General features: G+C 46.3%; 18 protein-coding genes and 4 pseudogenes. 10 read left to right on the top strand and 12 right to left on the bottom strand.

The features are described 5' to 3' along the window. The first annotated feature begins 17 nt into the window (after positions 1-17). The 4 genes from JCM10519_RS18985 to JCM10519_RS18970 are packed head-to-tail and all read left to right on the top strand — an operon-like array spanning position 18 to position 2,845. The gene (locus JCM10519_RS18985) at positions 18-755 is read left to right on the top strand and encodes a BtpA/SgcQ family protein (protein WP_054741142.1); all 738 of its coding nucleotides are present in this window, start codon (positions 18-20) and stop codon (positions 753-755) included. A 4-nt stretch (positions 756-759) separates the two neighbouring features. Next, the gene (locus JCM10519_RS18980) at positions 760-1,230 is read left to right on the top strand and encodes a PTS sugar transporter subunit IIB (RefSeq protein WP_054741140.1); all 471 of its coding nucleotides are present in this window, start codon (positions 760-762) and stop codon (positions 1,228-1,230) included. Positions 1,231-1,257: 27 nt separating this feature from the next. After that, positions 1,258-2,037 (top strand): PTS sugar transporter subunit IIC, encoded by a 780-nt coding sequence (locus tag JCM10519_RS18975; protein WP_054741139.1) that lies wholly within the window; start codon positions 1,258-1,260, stop codon positions 2,035-2,037. Continuing rightward, positions 2,021-2,845, top strand: a complete 825-nt coding sequence (locus JCM10519_RS18970; protein ID WP_054741137.1) for a PTS system mannose/fructose/sorbose family transporter subunit IID — start codon at positions 2,021-2,023, stop codon at positions 2,843-2,845. Before JCM10519_RS18975 ends, JCM10519_RS18970 begins: the two co-directional genes overlap by 17 nt. A gap of 725 nt (positions 2,846-3,570) precedes the next feature. On the opposite strand, the gene JCM10519_RS18965 is transcribed toward JCM10519_RS18970, so the two are convergent. Both JCM10519_RS18965 and ftsH read right to left on the bottom strand, forming a co-directional pair. Further along, a complete protein-coding gene (locus JCM10519_RS18965; RefSeq protein ID WP_054741134.1) occupies positions 3,571-4,122 on the bottom strand; it encodes a GntR family transcriptional regulator in 552 nt (183 codons plus the stop codon). A gap of 223 nt (positions 4,123-4,345) precedes the next feature. Then, on the bottom strand, positions 4,346-6,325 hold the full coding sequence (gene ftsH, locus JCM10519_RS18960) for an ATP-dependent zinc metalloprotease FtsH (RefSeq protein WP_054741132.1): 1,980 nt from the start codon (positions 6,323-6,325) through the stop codon (positions 4,346-4,348). A 296-nt stretch (positions 6,326-6,621) separates the two neighbouring features. On the opposite strand from ftsH, the gene JCM10519_RS18955 reads away from it, so the two are divergent. From JCM10519_RS18955 to JCM10519_RS18925, 6 genes and pseudogenes are all read left to right on the top strand, one after another. Then, positions 6,622-8,226: a CTP synthase gene (locus JCM10519_RS18955; RefSeq protein ID WP_054741130.1), complete on the top strand. Its 1,605-nt coding sequence runs from the start codon at positions 6,622-6,624 to the stop codon at positions 8,224-8,226. 301 nt (positions 8,227-8,527) lie between these two features. After that, positions 8,528-9,664, top strand: a complete 1,137-nt coding sequence (locus tag JCM10519_RS18945; protein WP_054741126.1) for an ABC transporter substrate-binding protein — start codon at positions 8,528-8,530, stop codon at positions 9,662-9,664. 119 nt (positions 9,665-9,783) lie between these two features. Then, complete coding sequence (locus JCM10519_RS18940; RefSeq protein ID WP_054741124.1) at positions 9,784-10,665, top strand: branched-chain amino acid ABC transporter permease; 882 nt, start codon at positions 9,784-9,786, stop codon at positions 10,663-10,665. 71 nt (positions 10,666-10,736) lie between these two features. Further along, a complete protein-coding gene (locus JCM10519_RS18935) occupies positions 10,737-11,858 on the top strand; it encodes a branched-chain amino acid ABC transporter permease (RefSeq protein ID WP_347844759.1) in 1,122 nt (373 codons plus the stop codon). Next, positions 11,827-12,696, top strand: a complete 870-nt coding sequence (locus tag JCM10519_RS18930) for an ABC transporter ATP-binding protein (RefSeq protein ID WP_347844758.1) — start codon at positions 11,827-11,829, stop codon at positions 12,694-12,696. Before JCM10519_RS18935 ends, JCM10519_RS18930 begins: the two co-directional genes overlap by 32 nt. Beyond that, positions 12,683-13,390, top strand: a pseudogene (locus JCM10519_RS18925) (ABC transporter ATP-binding protein). Before JCM10519_RS18930 ends, JCM10519_RS18925 begins: the two are co-directional and overlap by 14 nt. 78 nt (positions 13,391-13,468) lie before the next feature. Here JCM10519_RS18925 and JCM10519_RS31840 read toward each other — a convergent pair. The 10 genes and pseudogenes from JCM10519_RS31840 to JCM10519_RS18890 form a co-directional block, all read right to left on the bottom strand. Then, entirely contained in the window at positions 13,469-14,053 is a 585-nt protein-coding gene (locus JCM10519_RS31840) for a C40 family peptidase (protein WP_347844757.1), read from the bottom strand. Between the two features lie 65 nt (positions 14,054-14,118). After that, complete coding sequence (locus JCM10519_RS31835; RefSeq protein ID WP_347844756.1) at positions 14,119-14,511, bottom strand: SH3 domain-containing protein; 393 nt, start codon at positions 14,509-14,511, stop codon at positions 14,119-14,121. Between the two features lie 34 nt (positions 14,512-14,545). Beyond that, positions 14,546-14,797 (bottom strand): riboflavin kinase, encoded by a 252-nt coding sequence (locus JCM10519_RS31830; protein WP_347844755.1) that lies wholly within the window; start codon positions 14,795-14,797, stop codon positions 14,546-14,548. Next, positions 14,709-14,978, bottom strand: coding sequence for a riboflavin kinase (locus JCM10519_RS31825; protein WP_347844823.1), 270 nt, complete (start codon positions 14,976-14,978; stop codon positions 14,709-14,711). Before JCM10519_RS31825 ends, JCM10519_RS31830 begins: the two co-directional genes overlap by 89 nt. A gap of 90 nt (positions 14,979-15,068) precedes the next feature. Then, positions 15,069-15,501, bottom strand: a pseudogene (locus JCM10519_RS31820) (riboflavin biosynthesis protein RibF); the annotation flags it as partial. Positions 15,502-15,549: 48 nt separating this feature from the next. After that, a complete protein-coding gene (truB, locus tag JCM10519_RS18910) occupies positions 15,550-16,455 on the bottom strand; it encodes a tRNA pseudouridine(55) synthase TruB (protein ID WP_054741120.1) in 906 nt (301 codons plus the stop codon). Positions 16,456-16,467: 12 nt separating this feature from the next. After that, the gene (locus JCM10519_RS18905) at positions 16,468-17,400 is read right to left on the bottom strand and encodes a DHH family phosphoesterase (RefSeq protein ID WP_054741118.1); all 933 of its coding nucleotides are present in this window, start codon (positions 17,398-17,400) and stop codon (positions 16,468-16,470) included. Positions 17,401-17,431: 31 nt separating this feature from the next. Next, positions 17,432-17,793, bottom strand: a pseudogene (rbfA, locus tag JCM10519_RS18900) (30S ribosome-binding factor RbfA). 88 nt (positions 17,794-17,881) lie between these two features. Beyond that, positions 17,882-19,659, bottom strand: a pseudogene (gene infB, locus JCM10519_RS18895) (translation initiation factor IF-2). Between the two features lie 20 nt (positions 19,660-19,679). After that, positions 19,680-19,859: hypothetical protein (locus tag JCM10519_RS18890; protein WP_054741116.1), on the bottom strand; the 180-nt coding region annotated here is incomplete at its 5' end.

The raw sequence follows: 19,859 nt of genomic DNA, 5'->3' as shown, positions 1-19,859 counted from the left end.
AAAGGAGATACTTTATAATGATAAAAAATGATTTTCTGGCGTTATTCGCCAAACCCAAACCGGTTATGGGCATGATTCATCTAAAAGGGATTGATGATAATGATGTTTATCAACGGGCACAGAAAGAAATTGATATCTATTTAACCAATGGAATTGATGGTATTATTCTGGAAAATTATTTTGGTAACTACTACCAATTGGACAGAATACTGGAATATGCTCACAGCCAAAACCTGCCTATACCATATGGAGTCAACTGCCTGAACATGGATGCCATGGGCTTTGAATTGGCCATAAGGCACAGTGCCTGCTTTGTTCAGCTTGATTCTGTTGTCGGTCATGTAAAACCAAGGGATGAGGCTACTGTTGAAGCATTTTTAAATATGTACCGTGAACGCAGTAAAGTACCTGTCATGGGCGGTGTACGATTCAAATATCAGCCTGTTTTATCCGCAAACTCGACCGAAAAGGATCTGGTTATTGCCAAAAGCCGTTGTGATGCAGTGACCGTAACACAAGATGCTACAGGACAGGAAACTTCCATGGACAAAATCCTCCAGTTCAGAAATGCGTTGGGGGATTTCCCGCTAATCGTTGGAGCAGGAGTGACCAAGGAGAATATACGCAGCCAATTTGAAGTAGCCGATGGAGCGATAGTAGGAAGCTACTTTAAAGATACAAGGAAAGATACTGGTGAGCTTTGCGGGAATCATATAAAAGAACTGATGGAACTGGTAAACGATATAAGGAGGTAATGATATGATTAAGATGGTAAGGGTGGACCACAGGCTGCTTCATGGTCAGGTAGCATTTGCATGGACCAAAAATCTAGGCGTAGACTGTATTCTCATTGCCAATGATGAAGTGGCAAAGGATACATTGCGTATGGGTGCTCTCCGAATGGCCGCTCCGTCCGGCGTAAAATTGGTAATAAAAAGCATTGAAGATTCCGTTGCCAACATTAAGGCAGGAAAAACAGACAAATACAACCTTTTCATCCTTCTGGAATCTATTGAGGACGCCTATCGGCTAACGGAAGAGGTTCCTGAAATTAAATTTATCAATCTCGGCGGTATAAAAGCTGCCCCTGACAAGCGTCAGATTTCTAAAGCCATCTTTGTATCTGATAAGGACTGCGACCTGCTTCGCAAAATGAATGACAAAGATGTGAAATTGGAAATACGCATGGTTCCAGACGAAAAACCTTTAAATGCCATGGATTTAATCTAAATAAAGCTTACGAAAGGAAAATAAAATATGCAAAGCTTAGGTTTCCAGGCCGCCTTACTATTTTTAGTCGCGGCATTCGGTTATTTGAACAGCTTCTTTGGCAGTGGCAACATCGGGCGCCCTATTATTATGTCCACACTGACAGGCCTTATATTGGGGGACATGCAATTAGGTATCATCACAGGTGCCACCCTGGAATTAATCTGGCTGGGTGCCTTTCCTATTGGTGCCAGCAATCCGCCTGACTATACTGCCGGTTCAGTGATTGGCACCGCCTACGTAATACTTTCCGGTTCCGATGCAGCCTCCGCTGTACTTCTTGCTGTTCCAATCTCTACTCTCTGTGCTATGCTGTCCAATTTCTTAATGATGTTTGTAGTGCCCATGCTTGGTGCCCGGGCCGACCGCTATGCAGAGAAAGGTGACTGCAATGGCGTAGACAATATGCATTATATGGCTATTATTGTCCAGGTCATACCTCAATCTCTGGTTGTTGCGCTGGGCTTCTATCTTGGAGTACCGGTAATGGAACAGGTTGTAAACAGTATACCAGCATGGCTGAATGACGGCTTGAACTATGCCACAGGAATCATTCCTGCCATTGGTTTTGCCATGATAGCCAGAATGATTATGAACAAACAACTGTCCTGCTTCCTTTTCCTTGGCTTCCTTCTGGCTGCCTATCTAAAAATGCCAGTTATCGGCCTGGCTGGTATCGGGTGCTGTATTGTAGCATTCCTGCATTTTAATTCCCATGAAGAAAAGGCAGCTGTAGAAGGAGGTTCATTCGATGACAATGAATTCTGAGAAGAAAAAAATATCCAAAAAAGAATTAAAACAAATTTATATACGCTCCTGCCAGCTGGATATTTCCTGGGACTATGAACGTCAGCAGCATCTCGGCTACTCTTATGGCATGACACCTGTCATCCGCAAACTGTATCCTGGCGAGGAAAATAAAGAAAAACGCGTGCAGGCCCTGAAACGCGGTCTGGAATTTATGGCCATTACCCCACAGCTTTCCACCCTTCTTATGGGTATCAATGCGGCTATGGAGGAAGAAAATGCCTGCAACCCCGAATTTGATGGTAATTCCATAAATGCAGTTAAAACCTCCCTAATGGGACCTTTGGCAGGGATCGGCGATTCACTGATTCCTGGAACCCTGCGTATTATCGCCGCAGGTATAGCAATCTCCTTTGCACAATCAGGAAATATTATGGGACCGCTTCTGTACCTATTGATTTTTAACATTCCAGCCTTTATTATCCGCTATTACTGTCTAAAATACGGTTATGGGATAGGATCCAGCTTCATCTCCAAGGTTGCTGACAGTGGAATCATGCAGAAGATATCCCACTATGCAGGGATCATTGGCCTTATGGTAATAGGCGGTATGATTTGTAACCAAATCTGGCTTGACTTGCCAATCATGGTAGGAAGTGGTGATTTTGCAGAACCCCTGACCAACTATCTGGATCAAATCATGCCTTGCCTGATTCAGCTTGGACTGTTTGGAGGTATGTACTTCTTATTAGGTAAGAAAGTAAAGACCACTACCATATTAATCTCTTTGATCATTATCTGCTGTGCCCTTAGTTTTATCTTCAGATAAATTATACCTGACACCATAGAGATTACACCGAATAAAATCATCGGCTTAATCCGACATAAGAAACATAAGAATCAATGCAGTCATTATAAGAAAACTACTGGCTATTAAGTCAAGCGGATATTTGCAATCCGCGCCCCCACTTGATGAGGTTAAACTAAAAACCAGCAGCACTGAAAATGCCCATATTTCTCTGAAGAATTATGGGCATTTTAAATACGATTCTTTTAATTATTTTATATCTGTTTGAACTATTTTTCTTACGCTCTTTACCAAGTGAAAGGTTTTGGCAGATTCTTGCATGGTAATTCCATCAGGCATAGAATTATCAATATCCTTACTATTTTCCCATATTTCTTCCTGCCGTTTCTTTCCTTAAGATATTAAGCATATACCGTTATAATTACTTTGCACACCTTCCGTTCATCACCACTTCAAAGCTCCTCTATAGGATAATGGGTATAAAATGCAACTGCTGAAATTGCATAAAATTCCAGCAGATTTCTCCGGTAGTCATAATGTTTTATTGGGGATTTACCGATTATTCAGACTGATTAATAGATTTCACTGTGAATTTATAAATGTCTGTCCTGATATACTGCTGGTTAAAGTATAGAATCTGGCCCTGGTCTCCAAGCACGCTCTGACTAACGCACAGAAGCGGCATCCCCACTACACAGCCAAGGACTTCCGATTGCTCTTTATTCGCATATTTAATATCCATAATATCAATAAAAGAATGTGCTTTTTTTGCCAGTTCGTTTTCTTATAACATCCATCAGTAGATTATTCTCTACATCCTCGTTTAATATAAACTCCAGGTTTGCATGGAAATAATCTTCCTCCAGAATGGACGGCACATCGTTAACCAGGCGCAGCCGCTTTATGCAGATTACCCTTTCCCCTTCATCAATTCCCAGATGTTTGGTAACCCACTTGTCCCCCTCTGTCAGCCCTTTTGAAATAATCTTTGTACTTGGCCTTTTCCCCATTTTCAAGCAAGATCTGGTAAAGCTTCCTTCTTCCGATATTGTATCCATATAAACTGGCATGGTGACAAATGTTCCTTTTCCATGCTTCTTTTCCAGAATGTTCTCGTTACACAGTTTCTGTATACCACTACGCACCGTTACGCGGCTAATCTTATACATTTCACTTAGCTTCGCCTCCGATGGAATCATGTACCCCACTGGATATTCTCCTGATTTTATTTTGGTCAATATGGCATCATATAACTGCTGATATAATGGTGTCGCAATATTATCCTGAAACTCCTCCATAGCAACCTCCTGCTCTGAATCTTTACCCGTTTTTGCTATCCACTATGGATTATTTTAACATATTACTGTAAAAATAACAACACAGCTTAACAGGTATTCCACTATAAGACATGATAACACGTGTTGTCATTATGGTCAATACCTTTCAAAAGAACGGGCGTAAAAGGATGAAAAAAGGCAGCTGCTGCACGGCTCTGTCCATGCATCAGCTGCCTCCTGATCTTTAATCTTTAATATTTCCAACGTCTAAAACGGATTCCTTCATTTCCTTCTTTTCATCTGTCCAATCGGAAAGGCCGTCTTCCACTTCCTTTGCGCCTTCGCCGTTTTCAGAATCCTTGCTCTCTTCCTTTGGCTCCGGAATTCCCTTTGCTTCTCTGAATATCTTCATGAATTCCTTACCGGTAATGGTTTCTCTCTCAATCAGGAATTCTGCGATCTTATCCATTACATCCCGGTTCTCCGCCAGAAGGCTCTTGGCTTCTTCATAAGCTTCCTTGAGCATTTTCATGACTTCCTCATCTACCTGGGAAGCAGTGGCTTCCGCACAGTTCATTACGGTACGTCCGCTTAAGTACTGGTCTTCCTTGGTTGCCAGCCCCATAAGGCCAAATTTCTCCGACATGCCGTACTGGGTGATCATGGCCCGCGCCACCTTGGTAGCCTGTTCAATATCATTGGCAGCACCGGTGGTTACGGTGTCAAAGACAATATCCTCTGCCGCGCGGCCGGCCAGATAGCCTACCAGCATGGCATGAAGCTCTTTCCTGGAATTTAAGAACTTTTCTTCTTCCGGCACATGCATTACATATCCCAAAGCACCCATGGTCCTTGGAACAATGGTGATTTTCTGCACAGGCTCTGAATCCTTTTGAAGGGCGCTGACCAGGGCGTGTCCCACTTCGTGATAAGAAACAATGCGACGCTCCTCCTTGTTAAGGACGCGGTCCTTTTTCTCCTTACCTACAAGCACCACTTCCACAGCCTCAAATAAGTCCTTCTGAGACACCGAATGACGGCCGTTCTTCACCGCCAGGATAGCAGATTCATTGATCATGTTGGCAAGATCAGAACCAACGGCTCCTGAGGTTGCCAGAGCAATGGCATCTAAATCAACGGTATCGTCAAGAAGCACATCCCTTGCATGAACCTTTAAGATATCCACACGGCCTTTTAGATCCGGCTTATCCACAATGATCCGGCGGTCAAAACGGCCCGGACGGAGAAGAGCAGGATCCAGGATCTCAGGACGGTTGGTTGCTGCCAGAACTAAAAGTCCCTTAGAGGAATCAAAACCATCCATCTCAGAAAGCAGCTGGTTTAAGGTCTGCTCTCTCTCATCGTTTCCTCCGCCGAATTTGGAATCACGGCTCTTTCCGATGGCATCTACCTCGTCTATAAAAATAATACAGGGAGCGGATTCCTGAGCCTGCTTAAATAAATCCCGGACACGGGAAGCTCCCACACCTACAAACATCTCTACAAAATCAGAACCGGACAGAGAATAAAAGGGAACATGGGCCTCTCCTGCAACCGCCTTGGCAAGCAGGGTTTTTCCCGTTCCGGGGGGGCCTACAAGAAGTGCTCCCTTGGGAAGCTTTGCACCGATCTTTGTATATTTTCCCGGATTATGGAGGAAATCCACGATTTCAGTTAAGGATTCCTTTGCCTCATCTTCACCCGCCACGTCCTTAAAGGTAATACCTGTTTCCTTCTGCACATAAACCTTGGCGTTGCTCTTTCCCACGCCCATGAGTCCGCCTCCGCCGACCCTGCGCATCATGAAATTCAAAAGGAATCCCATGGCAGCAAACAAAAGCAGATAGCTGACAATGGTCTGAATGAAAAAGTTGCCGTCACGGCGGGTCCGCAGGGTTTCCACTCCGGCAGTGCGAAGCCGCTCAGCAAGATTTAAATCGTTGTCCATCCTTACCGTATAATAGGTAACGCCAGGTTTATATCCTTCCCAGGTTTTCTTGGGTTTTATCGTAATCTTTGAATCTTCTACATTAACCGACTCCACCTGCTTGTTATCTACCATATTCATAAAGGTATCATAGCTCAGCTCCTTATTGGCCCTCATCGTAATTGCGCCGTGGAGATAAGAGATCCCTGCTACCGCAATAAGAAACGCGATAACCCATATGGCGATAGCTTGGGCATTCTTCGGCATCTTATTATTATTTTGATTCTTGTTATCCATCTGTGTGAATTCTCCAATCCGGATAGTCTCTACCCATTTTATACCTCTATCATTATAGTGTCAGTTTCCCCATAAATCAAGAAAAGAATTATTAAATCCTTATAAACACCGGGCTGGTTTTATTTAACAGCAATGAGTTTTTTTATCATAGGAAAGCTTCCATGTAAAATTTTACACTTAATATTCTAAGTTTTTTTCATAAGGCTCTGGATTTTTTTCAAAAAAATAGCTGTATAATGTCGTTTTTAAAATTATTCACATACTATCACAATATCACAAAAGGAGGTTACACTGTTATGTCAGTGAAATACGTATTTGTCACCGGAGGAGTCGTGTCCGGACTTGGCAAAGGTATTACCGCAGCATCTCTTGGACGTCTGCTAAAGGCAAGAGGCTATAAAGTCACGATGCAGAAATTTGATCCCTACATCAACATTGATCCAGGCACCATGAATCCGGTACAGCATGGTGAGGTTTTCGTCACCGAGGACGGCGCTGAAACCGATCTTGACCTTGGCCACTACGAACGTTTTATCGACGAAAACCTGACTCAGAATTCCAACGTTACCACCGGTAAGGTCTACTGGACCGTACTGACCCGTGAACGGCGCGGGGACTTCGGGGGAGGCACCGTACAGGTTATCCCTCACATTACCGACGAAATTAAAAGCCGTTTTCACTGCAGCAACAGCAACTCCTCTGAAACAGAAATCGCTATCATAGAAGTAGGCGGAACGGTAGGCGACATCGAAAGCCAGCCATTCCTCGAAGCGATCCGTCAATTCCAGCACGAAGCAGGCCACGAGAATGTCATTCTCATCCACGTGACCCTGGTTCCATATCTAAAGGTTTCCGGCGAACTGAAAACCAAACCGACCCAGTCCAGTGTAAAAGATCTACAGGGAATGGGTATCCAGCCCGACATCATTGTATGCCGTTCCGAACTGCCCCTTGATGACGGGATCCGAAGCAAGATCGCACAATTCTGTAACGTTCCCAAAACCCATGTACTCCAGAACCTGGATGTGGAAGTATTATATGAGCTTCCTCTTGCCATGGAGGAAGAGCATTTAGCGGAAGTCGCATGTGAAAGCTTAAACCTCCCATGCCCAAAGCCTGATCTGACGGAATGGACTTCCATGATCGAAAACTGGAAACATCCGGAAAAGGAAGTGACAGTCGCCCTGGTAGGCAAGTACATCCAGCTTCACGACGCCTATATTTCCGTAGTGGAAGCATTAAAGCACGGCGGTGTCTTCCACCGGGCCAAGGTTCATATTAAATGGATCGATTCAGAGCTTGTTACCGATGAGAACGCAGCCAGTTTGTTCAGCGATGTAAGCGGGATTTTAGTTCCCGGCGGTTTTGGCAGCCGGGGCATTGAAGGAAAGATTTCATCCATCCGTTATGCCCGGGAAAACAACATCCCATTCCTGGGCCTCTGCCTTGGCATGCAGATGGCCATCGTGGAGTTTGCCCGCCATGTGGTTGGATTTGAAGACGCCCATACCTCAGAACTTGACACAGACACCACCCATCCGGTCATCCACTTAATGCCGGATCAGGACGGCATCGAGGACATCGGCGGCACTCTGCGCCTGGGCTCCTATCCCTGTGTGCTGGACAAGTCCTCCAAGGCTTATAAAGTATACGGAGAAGAGTTGGTCCATGAGCGTCACAGGCACCGCTACGAGGTAAACAATGACTACCGTGAAGAACTGGTAAATGCAGGAATGAAGCTTTCCGGCATTTCCCCTGATGGGAGAATTGTGGAAATGGTGGAAATTACTTCCCACCCCTGGTTCATGGCCACCCAGGCTCATCCCGAGTTTAAATCAAGGCCAAACAGACCGCATCCGCTGTTTCGGGAATTCATTGGTGCGGCCATTAAAAACCAATAAACAATCAGGTTTTAAGATAAATCAGGGAGTCCGGACTCTTATCAAAGGGTCCGGGCTCCCTGTTTAATGGGTCAAGCGGATATTCGCAATCCGCTTTGCTACTTGACTCGGTTAAATTAATAATTTTCTTTATATTATTATTTTCTTTCATTTTTTTCTTGCACTTTTTCAATCTTATGTATATAATATAATGCAACGTGTATCTGCTACAGAGACAGTTGTGTTTGCATGGGATACATATAAAGGAGGATAATCATTATGAAATTGAAAAAAAGTATTTGCAATCACTCTTGCAGCATGTATGACTGCCAGCCTGATTGCCGGTTGCAGCACTGGTTCCTCATCTTCTGCTTCCGATGGTGAAAAGGTCGTTAAGATCGGCGTGTTCGAACCCACCACCGGAGAAAACGGGGGCGGCGGATTACAGGAAGTCCTGGGAATGCGCTATGCAAACAAGACCCATCCAACGGTTAAAATCGGTGGAGAAGAGTATCAGGTAAAACTGGTGGAAGTGGATAACAAATCAGATAAAACAGAAGCAGTCAACGCAGCACAGAAGCTTGTCAGCGAAAAGGTCTCCGTTGTGCTTGGAAGCTATGGCTCCGGTGTTTCCATTGCCGCAGGACAGATATTTGCAGATGCAAAAATTCCTGCCATAGGCGCCTCCTGTACCAACCCTCAGGTAACCCAGGGAAATGATTTTTATTTCCGTGTATGCTTCCTGGATCCGTTCCAGGGTACGGTCATGGCCAATTATGCCAATGACAACGGGGCAAAGACGGCTGCCATCGTTACTCAGTTAGGAGATGATTATTCCTCCGGCCTTGGTTCCTTCTTCAAGACAGCGTTTACAGGCTTAGGCGGTACCGTTGTAAGCGAAGAACAGTTCCAGACCAACCAGACCGACTTTAAGGCGATCCTTACAAATATCAAGGCTCAGAATCCTGACATCATCTTTGCACCGTCTTCCATAACCACGGCTCCTCTTATCATCAAACAGGCCCGTGAACTTGGAATTACAGCTACCATCGCTGCAGGCGATACCTGGGAGAACTCTACCATCATTGAAAACGCCGGCAATTCCGCAGAAGGCGTTGTCCTTTCCACCTTCTTTGACGAAGCAGAACCGGCCAATGAGGAAGCAGCAGCCTTCATCTCCGGCTTTAAGAGCTATTTAAAGGAAAATAAGCAGGACGAAATCATCCCGGCCGTATCCGCACTGGGATATGATGCTTACCTCAGCGCATTAAAGGCAATTGAAACCGCAGGCTCCACTGACGGCGCTGCCATCTGTGATGCATTAAAAGGCGTATCCATTGACGGCGTTACCGGAAGCATTTCCTTTGATGAAAATGGAGATGCCAAAAAAGACATGGCCTTCATCAAGACCATTGAAGACGGCAAGTTCAAATTTTTAACGACTACTACGGTAAAATAATAGTAAGATACCGTGACAACGCAATCATTACCAGATGAGTGGGGACGTATTTCCTTCCCCACTCGTTCCATTTGCACAAGCAATATTTCATACTCAACAGATAGGAGGCATCTCGCCACATGAGTCTTACAACCTTTTTCCAGCAGTGCCTGACCGGTATCTCCCTGGGCGGCGCTTATGCGCTGATTGCCATTGGCTATACCCTGGTTTACGGTATCCTGCGGCTCATCAACTTCGCCCACGGCGACATTTTCATGATGGCCGGTTACTTTATGATATTTGCCATGGCAAGTTTTCCATGGTACATTTCCATTCCAGTGGTTTTACTGGTCACCGTATTATTAGGCGTATCCATTGAACGGGTAGCTTACCGCCCCTTACGCACCGCTCCCAGAATGTCCGTCATGATTTCTGCCATCGGCGTCTCCTACCTTTTGCAGAACCTGGCTACCTATCTGTTCACAGCTCTTCCAAAGGGATATCCGGAAATTCCGTTTCTAAAGAAGATCTACCAGATCGGCGGCCTTTCCGCATCCTTTGTCACATTCTTAACGCCGGTCCTGACCCTTATGATTGTTTACGGGCTTATTACCCTGATCAATAAGACAAAGATCGGCATGGCCATGCGGGCGGTTGCAAAGGATTATGATACTGCCGCCCTTATGGGGATCAAAATCAACCGCATCATCACCTTTACCTTTGCTATTGGCTCTCTTTTAGCTGCCGTTGGCTCTGTGCTTTATTTTACGGACCGCATGACCGTATTCCCATTCTCCGGCTCCCTGCCTGGCTTAAAATGCTTTGTTGCCGCAGTATTCGGCGGTATCGGCAGCATTCCAGGCGCCGTGATCGGAGGCTTTATCCTTGGTCTTGGCGAAACCGCCCTGGTAGCCATGGGATATTCCACCTTCAGCGACGCATTTACCTTTGTTCTGCTAATCATCATTCTCCTGATCAAGCCTACGGGACTGTTCGGTGAGAAGACGACCGATAAAGTGTGAGGTGCCCCCTATGAAGAAAAACTCAGTTTCCAAAAACAAACTTTATACCCTGGCCGCTCTTTTAGCCATCATTGGCCTGCTGGCTTTTTTTACAGGCTAACACTTCCAGGTACAGCTATCAGATCTCCATCCTGGAACGAAGTGCCATTTATGCGGTTGTTGCCGTTTCCATGAACCTGCTTACCGGTTTTACCGGATTATTCTCCTTAGGCCAGGCCGGTTTTATGGCAATCGGTGCCTATACCGTGGCCATTCTTACCATTCCTGTTGACAGCAGAGCAAGCGTTTACTACGTTAACGGCATCTCTCCTGCTATCGCAAACCTGCACTGTCCTTTCTGGCTGGCCCTTATTATTGCAGGACTCATTGCCGCAGCCATGGCCGCCCTTATCGGCATTCCGGTTCTCCGGTTGAAAAGTGATTATCTGGCCATTGCTACCCTGGGCTTTTCTGAGATCATCCGGGCAGTCATTGCGGCTCCCCAGTTAGACAGGATCACCAACGGTTCCTACGGATTAAAAAGCATCCCTGGTTTTCCCAACCTGTTTACAGCCTTTGGGCTTCCGGTCCTTTGCATCCTTTTAATGGTCCTTCTCATTAATTCCTCTTACGGGCGGGCGTTTAAGGCTCTCCGTGAAGATGAAGTGGCCGCTCAGGCCATGGGGCTGAACTTATTCCGATACAAGGAGCTGGCTTTTGTCATCTCTTCCTTTTTCACAGGCGTAGGAGGAGGACTTCTGGCCATATTCATGCGTTCCATTGACTCAAAGACCTTTTCCATTAACCTGACCTATGATATCCTGCTGATCGTAGTCCTTGGAGGAATTGGAAGCATTACTGGAAGCGTTATCGGCGCCTTCCTGGTCACCGCAGGCAGGGAATGGCTCCGCTTCTTTGATAACCCTCTGGTTATCGGCGGATTTGAAGTTCCCCTGTTCCGCTCCGGTTTCCGTATGGTCATCTTTTCTATTTTATTGATGATGGTCGTGCTCTTCTACCGCCGCGGGATCATGGGCAGCAACGAATTCTCCTGGGAAGGGCTTGGACGGCTTATCCGAAGCATTCCAGCCAGGCTGAAGAGAAAAGGCAAAGCACAGAAGCACCTGCGGGTATACCTTTATCTCCAGAAAGCGTGGACAGCAATAAGAAAGGAGATAACGCATGATGTCAGATACAGCAAAAACTCCAATTAACGTGCTCCACATGCAGGACATTACCATGCAGTTCGGCGGCGTTGTGGCTGTAAACGGCCTGACCCTTGACGTAAACCAGGGAGAGATCGTGGCCTTGATCGGTCCCAACGGCGCGGGAAAAACAACCGCATTTAACTGTGTTACCGGTATTTATGAGCCTACCTTCGGACAGGTGGATTTTATGGGAGAAACCATTCTTTCCAACACCCCAAAGGGAAAAATGAAAAAAACATATCTGGGAGAAGCAGCGCCAAGACCCATTCCTGTAATCAGCAGCACACCGGATGTAATCACAAAAAAGGGCATTGCCCGTACCTTCCAGAACATCCGCCTTTTCGGTCAGCTGTCTGTATTCGATAACGTGCTCATTGCAAAGCACATGAGGGCAAAGCAGAATGTATTTTCCGCAACTCTCCGGTTAAACCGCAGGGAAGAGGAACGGATGCGGGCAGAAACCACTGTCCTTTTAGAGGAACAGAACCTGCTTCATTTAAAGGATGAGATTGCTTCCTCCCTTCCCTACGGCTTACAGAGGCGCCTGGAAATCGCCAGGGCCCTTGCAACGGAACCAAAATTTCTGCTTCTTGATGAGCCGGCTGCAGGCATGAATCCACAGGAAACCCAGGATTTAACAGATTTTATCAAAAAGATCCGGGATTCCTACCATCTTACCGTTTTCATGATCGAGCACCATATGGATCTTGTCATGCAGATTTCGGACCGCATCTATGTTCTGGATTTCGGCAAGCTGATCGCACAGGGAACACCGGAGGAGATCCAGAACAATGAACGGGTAATTGAAGCATATCTGGGGGTGAGCGACGATGCTGAAGATTGATAACTTGCGAGTGAATTACGGAGGAATCGAAGCCGTTAAGGGAATTTCCTTTGAAGTGCCGGATAAGAGCATTGTGACCCTTATTGGGGCCAATGGAGCCGGAAAAGTACGACTTTAAAGTCCATAGTAGGGCTGGTGAAACCGTCTGCCGGAAGCAGCATCACCCTGGATGGGGAAGAATTGATCGGCAAAGATACGCCGGATATTATATCTAAGGGAATTGCCCTGGTACCGGAAGGGCGCCATGTGTTTCCGGATATGACTGTTATTGAAAATATCAAGATCGGAGCCTACTTAAGAAATGACGATCTTAGGGACGATATTAACTGGGTCTATGATTTATTTCCCAGGCTGAAAGAAAGGAGCTGGCAGCTTGCCGGTACCCTTTCAGGAGGGGAACAGCAGATGCTGGCAGTTGCCAGAGCTTATGAGCCATCCAAAAATCCTAATGATGGATGAACCCTCACTGGGGCTTGCTCCGCTGATTGTAAAGGATATTTTCTCCATTATCCGGGAGATCAACAAAAAAGGTGTGACCGTGCTTCTCATTGAACAGAACGCCAATATGGCCCTTCATACGGCTGATATCGGCTATGTGCTGGAAACCGGGCGCATCACCATGACAGGGTCCGGGAAAAAGCTGTTGGCCGATGAGTCGGTAAAAGCGGCTTATCTTGGAAAAAAGAAAGATTAAAATAAAGGCTGCAGACTGGCGGCCCCTTTCTTATGGGGCGTCAGTCTGCAGCCTTTTCATTTGTTTTACCTATCATTTTCACTGGATCACCCGTCGTATGGTGACCGGCTTCCTGTAATTCCAGGAGGAGATTTTGATCCCGCTCCTGCGGTTTGCCGCATGGACGATCTTTCCCTTTCCAATATACATGGCCACATGGTCGATTTGCCTTCCGCTTGCATAGAACAGCAAGTCGCCAGGCTCCATGCTGGAAGCAGGTATGACTTCTCCCTCTTCGGCCTGCTGCCTGGAGGTACGGTCTAAATGGACCCCCGCGGCATGTTCCATTACATACTGGATAAAACCGGAGCAGTCCGCCCCTGTATTGGGATTGGTGCCGCCCCACCGGTATGGGTTTCCTACAAATCCGACCGCATAATTTACAACCTGATTGCGGAGGTCACTGCATTTTTCCGCTTCAGGTATGGTATATGCGACCGTGGCATTTTCCGGTATATAGGCATAAGCTGTCTGACCATTATACTGGATTGTTGCCCATCCCCCTTTGTTGGAGATAAAAGGATAAGTTTCACCCTCGTGAATCCTGCCCAGTACTTCAGAATCCGTATTCGGTTTGCTGCGGACCCGAAGGGTTTCGGTGTCTACCCGGAGCATCAGCTTCATGTCATAGTAGGCAATTGCTCTGGCTTCCTGTCCGGTGGTCAGATATTTTCCGTATACATAACCGGTTATCTGCCTGACTTTATTTTATACCAGCCATTTTCTTCTGACAGCACACTGCTGCCGGCATGGTTTTTTAATTTCCCCACGATTTCCGCATCATTCTTTGGTTCTTTCCTGATGTTCAAGGAATCCTCCACCACACTCACTCCAAGATTCTGAAATATTGAGTTGAAGGTTCCATACCTCACTTTTTCCTGCGTAAGACCGGCCGGCGTTTCCGCTCCTCCCTGTTTCATGGATTCCTGATATTGATCCATATAGACCGAAATGCCTGCTACTGGCGAACCGGTCTTGACAGAAGGCTCTGATTTTGCGGCCTGTACATCTGCTGTTCCTATCCATACGGCGCTGCCGCATGCAATAGCAAAGCCTAGTACCTTCCATGCTTTGTCAGTCATATGCACTTTCCTTCGCAAGTTTTGGCCTTTCCTTTTACAAATGAGTGATTTGCTGATCTGAAAGGGCTTTTAAATACCGCATCCCGTATTCTCTATCCTTTCCGATCTGTGCCTTTAATTGTTCCAGCCCTTCAAATTTCCGTTCAGGACGGATGAAATGCAAAAGCTGTACTTCTATAGTCTTTCCATAAATATCATCATTTATACCATAAATAAATGTTTCTGCTCCAACAGGGGAAATTCCCTCCACCGTGGGCTTTTTTTCCGATATTAGTAATACCTCCATAATAAGTACCGTCAACATATACTTTGGACACATACACGCCGAATAAAGGAAGGTGTTTCTCCGGCGGGGGCATAATATTTGCTGTGGGGAATCCCAGAACAGCCCCTCCGATATGGTTACCGTGAACTACGGTTCCATGTATGGCATATGGCTCTCCCAAAAGCTCGTTGGCCTTTTCCATATTTCCGGCATCCAGCTGTTCCCTGACGTAGGTACTGCTGATATCCCGTTGCTCATCCTGCTCTTTTGGAATAACGATCAGTTCATATCCGTACCGGTCTTTCCACCGGGAAAGGCTGTCCGCATTTCCTGCTCCCTTATAGCCAAAGGAACAATCCGTGCCAACTACGATGATCCTGGCGTTCATCTGGCCTGCCAGAACACGCTTTACGAATTCCTCCGGCTCCATATGGGAGGTTTCCTCTGTAAAGGGATACTCCACTAGATAATCGATACCGATCTTTTCCAGATTGTTTTTTTCTCTCCAGATTGGTAGTAATGACCTTCTGGGGGCTTCCTGTCATAAGTGCATTGGGGGACATGTCAAAGGTAAGGACAGCCGTCTTATACCCTTTTTCTTCCTTTATCTCTCCCATCCGCTTTAACAGCTTCTGGTGGCCTCTGTGGCGTCCGTCAAATTTCCCCAGAGTTACAACTGCAGGCTCTTCAATCTGAAATTCTCTGGTTCCGGCTATATATTCCATGATTCATTTCCTCTCTCCTGCCCTGTTTTCTGGGCATATAGGGATCCCTTAAGGCGTTCCTCCCAGAAATACCTTTTGAGGCTTAAGAAGCTTCTTCTCTCTGTCAGGTCCGTAAACACCGATGAACTGGTTTCTGCTGTCATATACTCTTACAGGCCCGTCAGGAAACCAGGAATCTCTCTCAGCCTGGTTTCTGTAAAATGGGTTTCCATTGTGGACCAGCTTATCAAAATCCGGCTTCATTTTAAGAGCCGGATATTCTGAAAACACCTTGTCCACAGCAAGGATGTGTTCTTCCAGGGTTCCCTCATCCCGAAGCTCCTCGATCCTGGCCAGGGTCAGGCTGTCCTTTAAGCAAAACCCGGAAACCTGGGTGCGGAGAAGGGATTCCATGCAGCCCCCGCAGCCAAGCTTTCTTCCGATGTCATAACAAAGGGTCCGGATATAGGTTCCCTTGGAACAGGTTACGGTCATGGTTACCCTGGGAAGCTCGATCCGGTCTACACTGATCTCCAGTATTTCCACAGGCCGGGCTTTCCGCTCCACTTCTTTTCCGGCTCTGGCCAGCTCATAAAGCTTTTTTCCATCCACCTTTAAAGCGGAATACATGGGTGGTATCTGATCGTAATGGCCCAGAAAGCTTAGTACTGCTTCCTTCACCTGAGCTTCATCTATATTGACCGGATATTCCGCCAGAACTTCTCCCGTAGTGTCCTGGGTATCAGTTTCCCTGCCCAGAAGCAGGACTGCCTCATAAGTTTTGGTCTTATCCGTCAGCATATCGCAAAGCTTGGTCGCCTTTCCCAGGCATACGGGCAGCACTCCTTCTGCCATTGGGTCCAGGGTTCCTGTATGTCCTATCTTTTTCTGCTTTAAAATACCTCTCATTTTCGCCACAACGTCATGAGAGGTAAATCCTTTTTCCTTGTATACATTAATAATGCCGTCTGCCATAGCTCCTGTCTCCTAGTTAAGCTGTTTTGCAATCTGGTTCGACAGATTGTTGATCACGTCATGAACGCTTCCTGCCATGGTACAGCCGGCCGCTTTTTTATGGCCGCCGCCGCCGAAATAAACGGCAACTTTGCTCACGTCAAGATCCGTGGTGGAGCGCAGGCTCACTTTATACTCCCTGCATGAGACCTCATACATGAATATGGCGCATTCCACACCCTCTGTGATTCGAAGCTGATCAATGATTCCATCCATATCTGCACCGGTAACACCGTAAAAATCCATATCCTTTTTGCTTACGGCGCTGAAAATACACCGGCCGCCATGAAAGGTTATGCTCTCTAATAAAGCCCTGCCAAGAATCTGGTTCTGGATATAGGTCTTCCGGTAAAAGCTGTCATCGATGATCTTTGAAAAGTCGATGCCCTTTTCCATCAGCTTTCCTGCAATCTCCATGGTCTTTTTGGAGGTGCAGTCATATTTAAACACTCCGGTATCATGGATGATGCCGGTATAAATGCATTCCGCGACTTCCCTGGATATCTTATTTTCATCCAAAAGGCCGTAGAGCACCTCACAGGTGGAACTGGCATCATCCTGTACTATATTCTCTTCTGCGTATCTTAAATTGGTAACGTGGTGATCCACACAGAGACTCTTTTGGGCGGCAGTGAAGAACTTTAATGCCTCTCCGAACCGGAGCGTATCGCTGCAGTCCAGGCAAACACAGAGATCATATTCCTTATCCTTTGAAAAGTCGCTGACAATGCGGCCAAAATTCTTAAGATAATCAAACTTTGAAGGAGGGGTCTCAAGATAAACCACAGCCTCCACTTCCGGATGATTCTCCTCCAGGTAGTTGTAAGCCGCCAGACAGGAACCAACACAGTCTCCATCCGGACGGACATGACCGATAATTGCTACCGTTTTTACATCTTCAAGCACTGTGTCAAAAAAAACTCACAAGGGCACCTCCCTAATCTCTGATATCTTTTGTTACCTCGTCTATCAATTTGGACATATTTACTCCATACTCAATGGACTGGTCCAGAATAAACTTGATCTCCGGCGTGTTGCGAAGGTTCACTCTCCTTGCCAATTCACGGCGGATATACCTTCTGCACTCTTTAATCCTTCAATGGTAGCCTTTCCGGCCTCCTCATCTCCCAGAATACTGATGTATGCCTTGCAGTATTTTAAATCCGGAGTAACCTGGACGTCAACCACGGTAGTCATGGGATGGATTCTTGGGTCTTTGATTTCCAGACGGATAATCTCGCTTAATTCCCTCTGGACCTCCATGTTGATTCTTGTATTCTTTATACTGTTTTTACGCATGTTATTCCTTTCGCTTTTTGTCCGCATTTTCAAAAAGACCAGCCCGCAGTTACGGGCTCATCTTTTCAAAATTCCAGGATACAGGTTCCTAGCGGGGAACCTCTACCATGGCATATGCTTCGATCATATCGTCTTCCTGGATATCATTAAACTTCTCAAATACAAGGCCGCACTCGTAACCTGTTGCAACTTCCTTCACATCATCCTTAAATCTCTTTAAGGAAGCCAGAGGGCCTTCGTAGATCTTATTACCGTCACGTGTGATGCGGACGCTGCAGCCTCTCTGGAATTTCCCATCCATTACGTAGGAACCTGCAATGGTACCTACGCCGGAAGCCTTAAAGGTTTGGCGCACGGTTGCGTGGCCGATAATCTTCTCTTCGAACACAGGATCAAGCATGCCCTTCATAGCTGCCTCTATATCCTCAATGGCCTGATAGATTACCTTGTAAAGTCTCATATCCACTTTTTCCCGGTCCGCTATGGATTTTGCAGTCACATCCGGTCTTACGTTAAAGCCGATGATGATCGCATTAGAAGCGGAAGCCAGAGAAACGTCAGACTCATTAATTGCACCTACGCCTCCGTGGATTACCTTTATCATAACCTCTTCGTTAGACAGCTTCACAAGGCTCTGCTTTACCGCTTCCACGGAACCCTGTACATCCGCCTTTACGATGAGCGGAAGCTCTTTGATGTTACCAGCCTTGATCTGGCTGAATAAATCATCCAGTGATAACTTAGCTTTTGTATCTTCCAGTAATTTATTCTTACCTTCGGAAATAAATGTCTCAGCAAAGCTTCTTGCTTCTTTCTCATTTTCAGTTCCAACCAGGACTTCGCCTGCATTCGGAACATCGTTAAGTCCTAAAATCTCAACCGGAGTGGATGGACCTGCTTCTTTTACTCTGCGGCCCTTGTCATCCATCATGGCACGGACTTTTCCGTAACAGGAGCCTGCGGCAACCGTATCGCCCACATGAAGAGTTCCCTTCTGTACCAGTACGGTAGCAACCGGTCCCTTGCCCTTGTCAAGCTCAGCCTCAATAATAAGACCTCTTGCCCGGCGGTCCGGGTTAGCCTTTAATTCCTTTACTTCTGCGGTGAGAAGAATCATTTCCAGAAGTTCCTTGATGCCTTCCTTGGTATGAGCTGAAACCGGAACAAATACGGTGCTTCCGCCCCAATCTTCAGGAATCAGTTCATATTCAGATAATTCCTGCTTTACCCGGTCAACATTGGCACTTGGCTTATCAATCTTATTAATGGCAACAATGATCTCCACTTCGGCTGCTTGGCATGGTTGATTGCCTCTACAGTCTGAGGCATCACGCCGTCATCAGCTGCTACTACAAGAATTGCGATATCCGTTGACTGAGCGCCTCTCATACGCATGGCAGTAAAGGCTTCGTGTCCGGGAGTATCCAAAAATGTGATCTTCTCTCCTTTTACTTCAACCGTATAAGCACCAATATGCTGTGTGATTCCGCCTGCCTCTCTGGAGGTTACATTGCTCTGGCGGATGGCATCAAGAAGGGAGGTTTTACCATGGTCAACATGGCCCATAACGCAGACTACCGGCGGCCTGGAAACCTTATCTGTCTCATTTTCCTCTTCCTCTTTCAGCAGTTCCTCAATAACATCTATTTTTATTTCCTTCTCGCAGAGAACATCATATCCCATGGCGATCTCTTCTGCCTGATCAAAATCGATTTCCGTATTAAGCGTTACGATCTTACCTTGTAAAAACAGCTTCTTTACAATGGCGGATGGCTGAAGCTTCATCTTCTCAGCCAGCTCCTTAATGGTCATAACCTCCGGAATCGTGATGGTCTTTATCTCTTCTACCTTAGGCTCTACATGCACTGGAGGCTGAACCGGAGTTTTTAATGGCTTTCCACCCTTGCCCTGTGCTCTTTTCTTAGCCTCATCATCTTTATCTCTTTTATCAAATCTGCCATTTTTATAAGCGTTCTTTGTGGCCCTGTTGCTGGTAGCTTTGCCTGGATGGGGGTATCAAAGGAACCTGTCTTTGGAGCGCTATCTCTGCCTGTACGTGGTCCCTG

The sequence above is a fragment of the Clostridium sp. NkU-1 genome, from assembly GCA_001312405.1.
The sequence above is the reverse complement of the archived record's forward strand: the minus strand, read 5'-3'. Positions and strand labels throughout refer to the sequence as shown.

Excerpts from the sequence above, each read along its gene's own strand:
- JCM10519_RS18985 (WP_054741142.1), top strand. The coding sequence starts at position 18 with ATGATAAAAAATGATTTTCTGGCGTTATTCGCCAAACCCAAACCGGTT.
- JCM10519_RS18980 (WP_054741140.1), top strand. The coding sequence starts at position 760 with ATGATTAAGATGGTAAGGGTGGACCACAGGCTGCTTCATGGTCAGGTA.
- JCM10519_RS18975 (WP_054741139.1), top strand. The coding sequence starts at position 1,258 with ATGCAAAGCTTAGGTTTCCAGGCCGCCTTACTATTTTTAGTCGCGGCA.
- JCM10519_RS18970 (WP_054741137.1), top strand. The coding sequence starts at position 2,021 with ATGACAATGAATTCTGAGAAGAAAAAAATATCCAAAAAAGAATTAAAA.
- JCM10519_RS18965 (WP_054741134.1), bottom strand. The coding sequence starts at position 4,122 with ATGGAGGAGTTTCAGGATAATATTGCGACACCATTATATCAGCAGTTA.
- ftsH (WP_054741132.1), bottom strand. The coding sequence starts at position 6,325 with ATGGATAACAAGAATCAAAATAATAATAAGATGCCGAAGAATGCCCAA.
- JCM10519_RS18955 (WP_054741130.1), top strand. The coding sequence starts at position 6,622 with ATGTCAGTGAAATACGTATTTGTCACCGGAGGAGTCGTGTCCGGACTT.
- JCM10519_RS18945 (WP_054741126.1), top strand. The coding sequence starts at position 8,528 with ATGACTGCCAGCCTGATTGCCGGTTGCAGCACTGGTTCCTCATCTTCT.
- JCM10519_RS18940 (WP_054741124.1), top strand. The coding sequence starts at position 9,784 with ATGAGTCTTACAACCTTTTTCCAGCAGTGCCTGACCGGTATCTCCCTG.
- JCM10519_RS18930 (WP_347844758.1), top strand. The coding sequence starts at position 11,827 with ATGATGTCAGATACAGCAAAAACTCCAATTAACGTGCTCCACATGCAG.
- JCM10519_RS31840 (WP_347844757.1), bottom strand. The coding sequence starts at position 14,053 with ATGAAGCTGATGCTCCGGGTAGACACCGAAACCCTTCGGGTCCGCAGC.
- JCM10519_RS31835 (WP_347844756.1), bottom strand. The coding sequence starts at position 14,511 with ATGACTGACAAAGCATGGAAGGTACTAGGCTTTGCTATTGCATGCGGC.
- JCM10519_RS31830 (WP_347844755.1), bottom strand. The coding sequence starts at position 14,797 with ATGGAGGTATTACTAATATCGGAAAAAAAGCCCACGGTGGAGGGAATT.
- JCM10519_RS31825 (WP_347844823.1), bottom strand. The coding sequence starts at position 14,978 with ATGGAAAAGGCCAACGAGCTTTTGGGAGAGCCATATGCCATACATGGA.
- truB (WP_054741120.1), bottom strand. The coding sequence starts at position 16,455 with ATGGCAGACGGCATTATTAATGTATACAAGGAAAAAGGATTTACCTCT.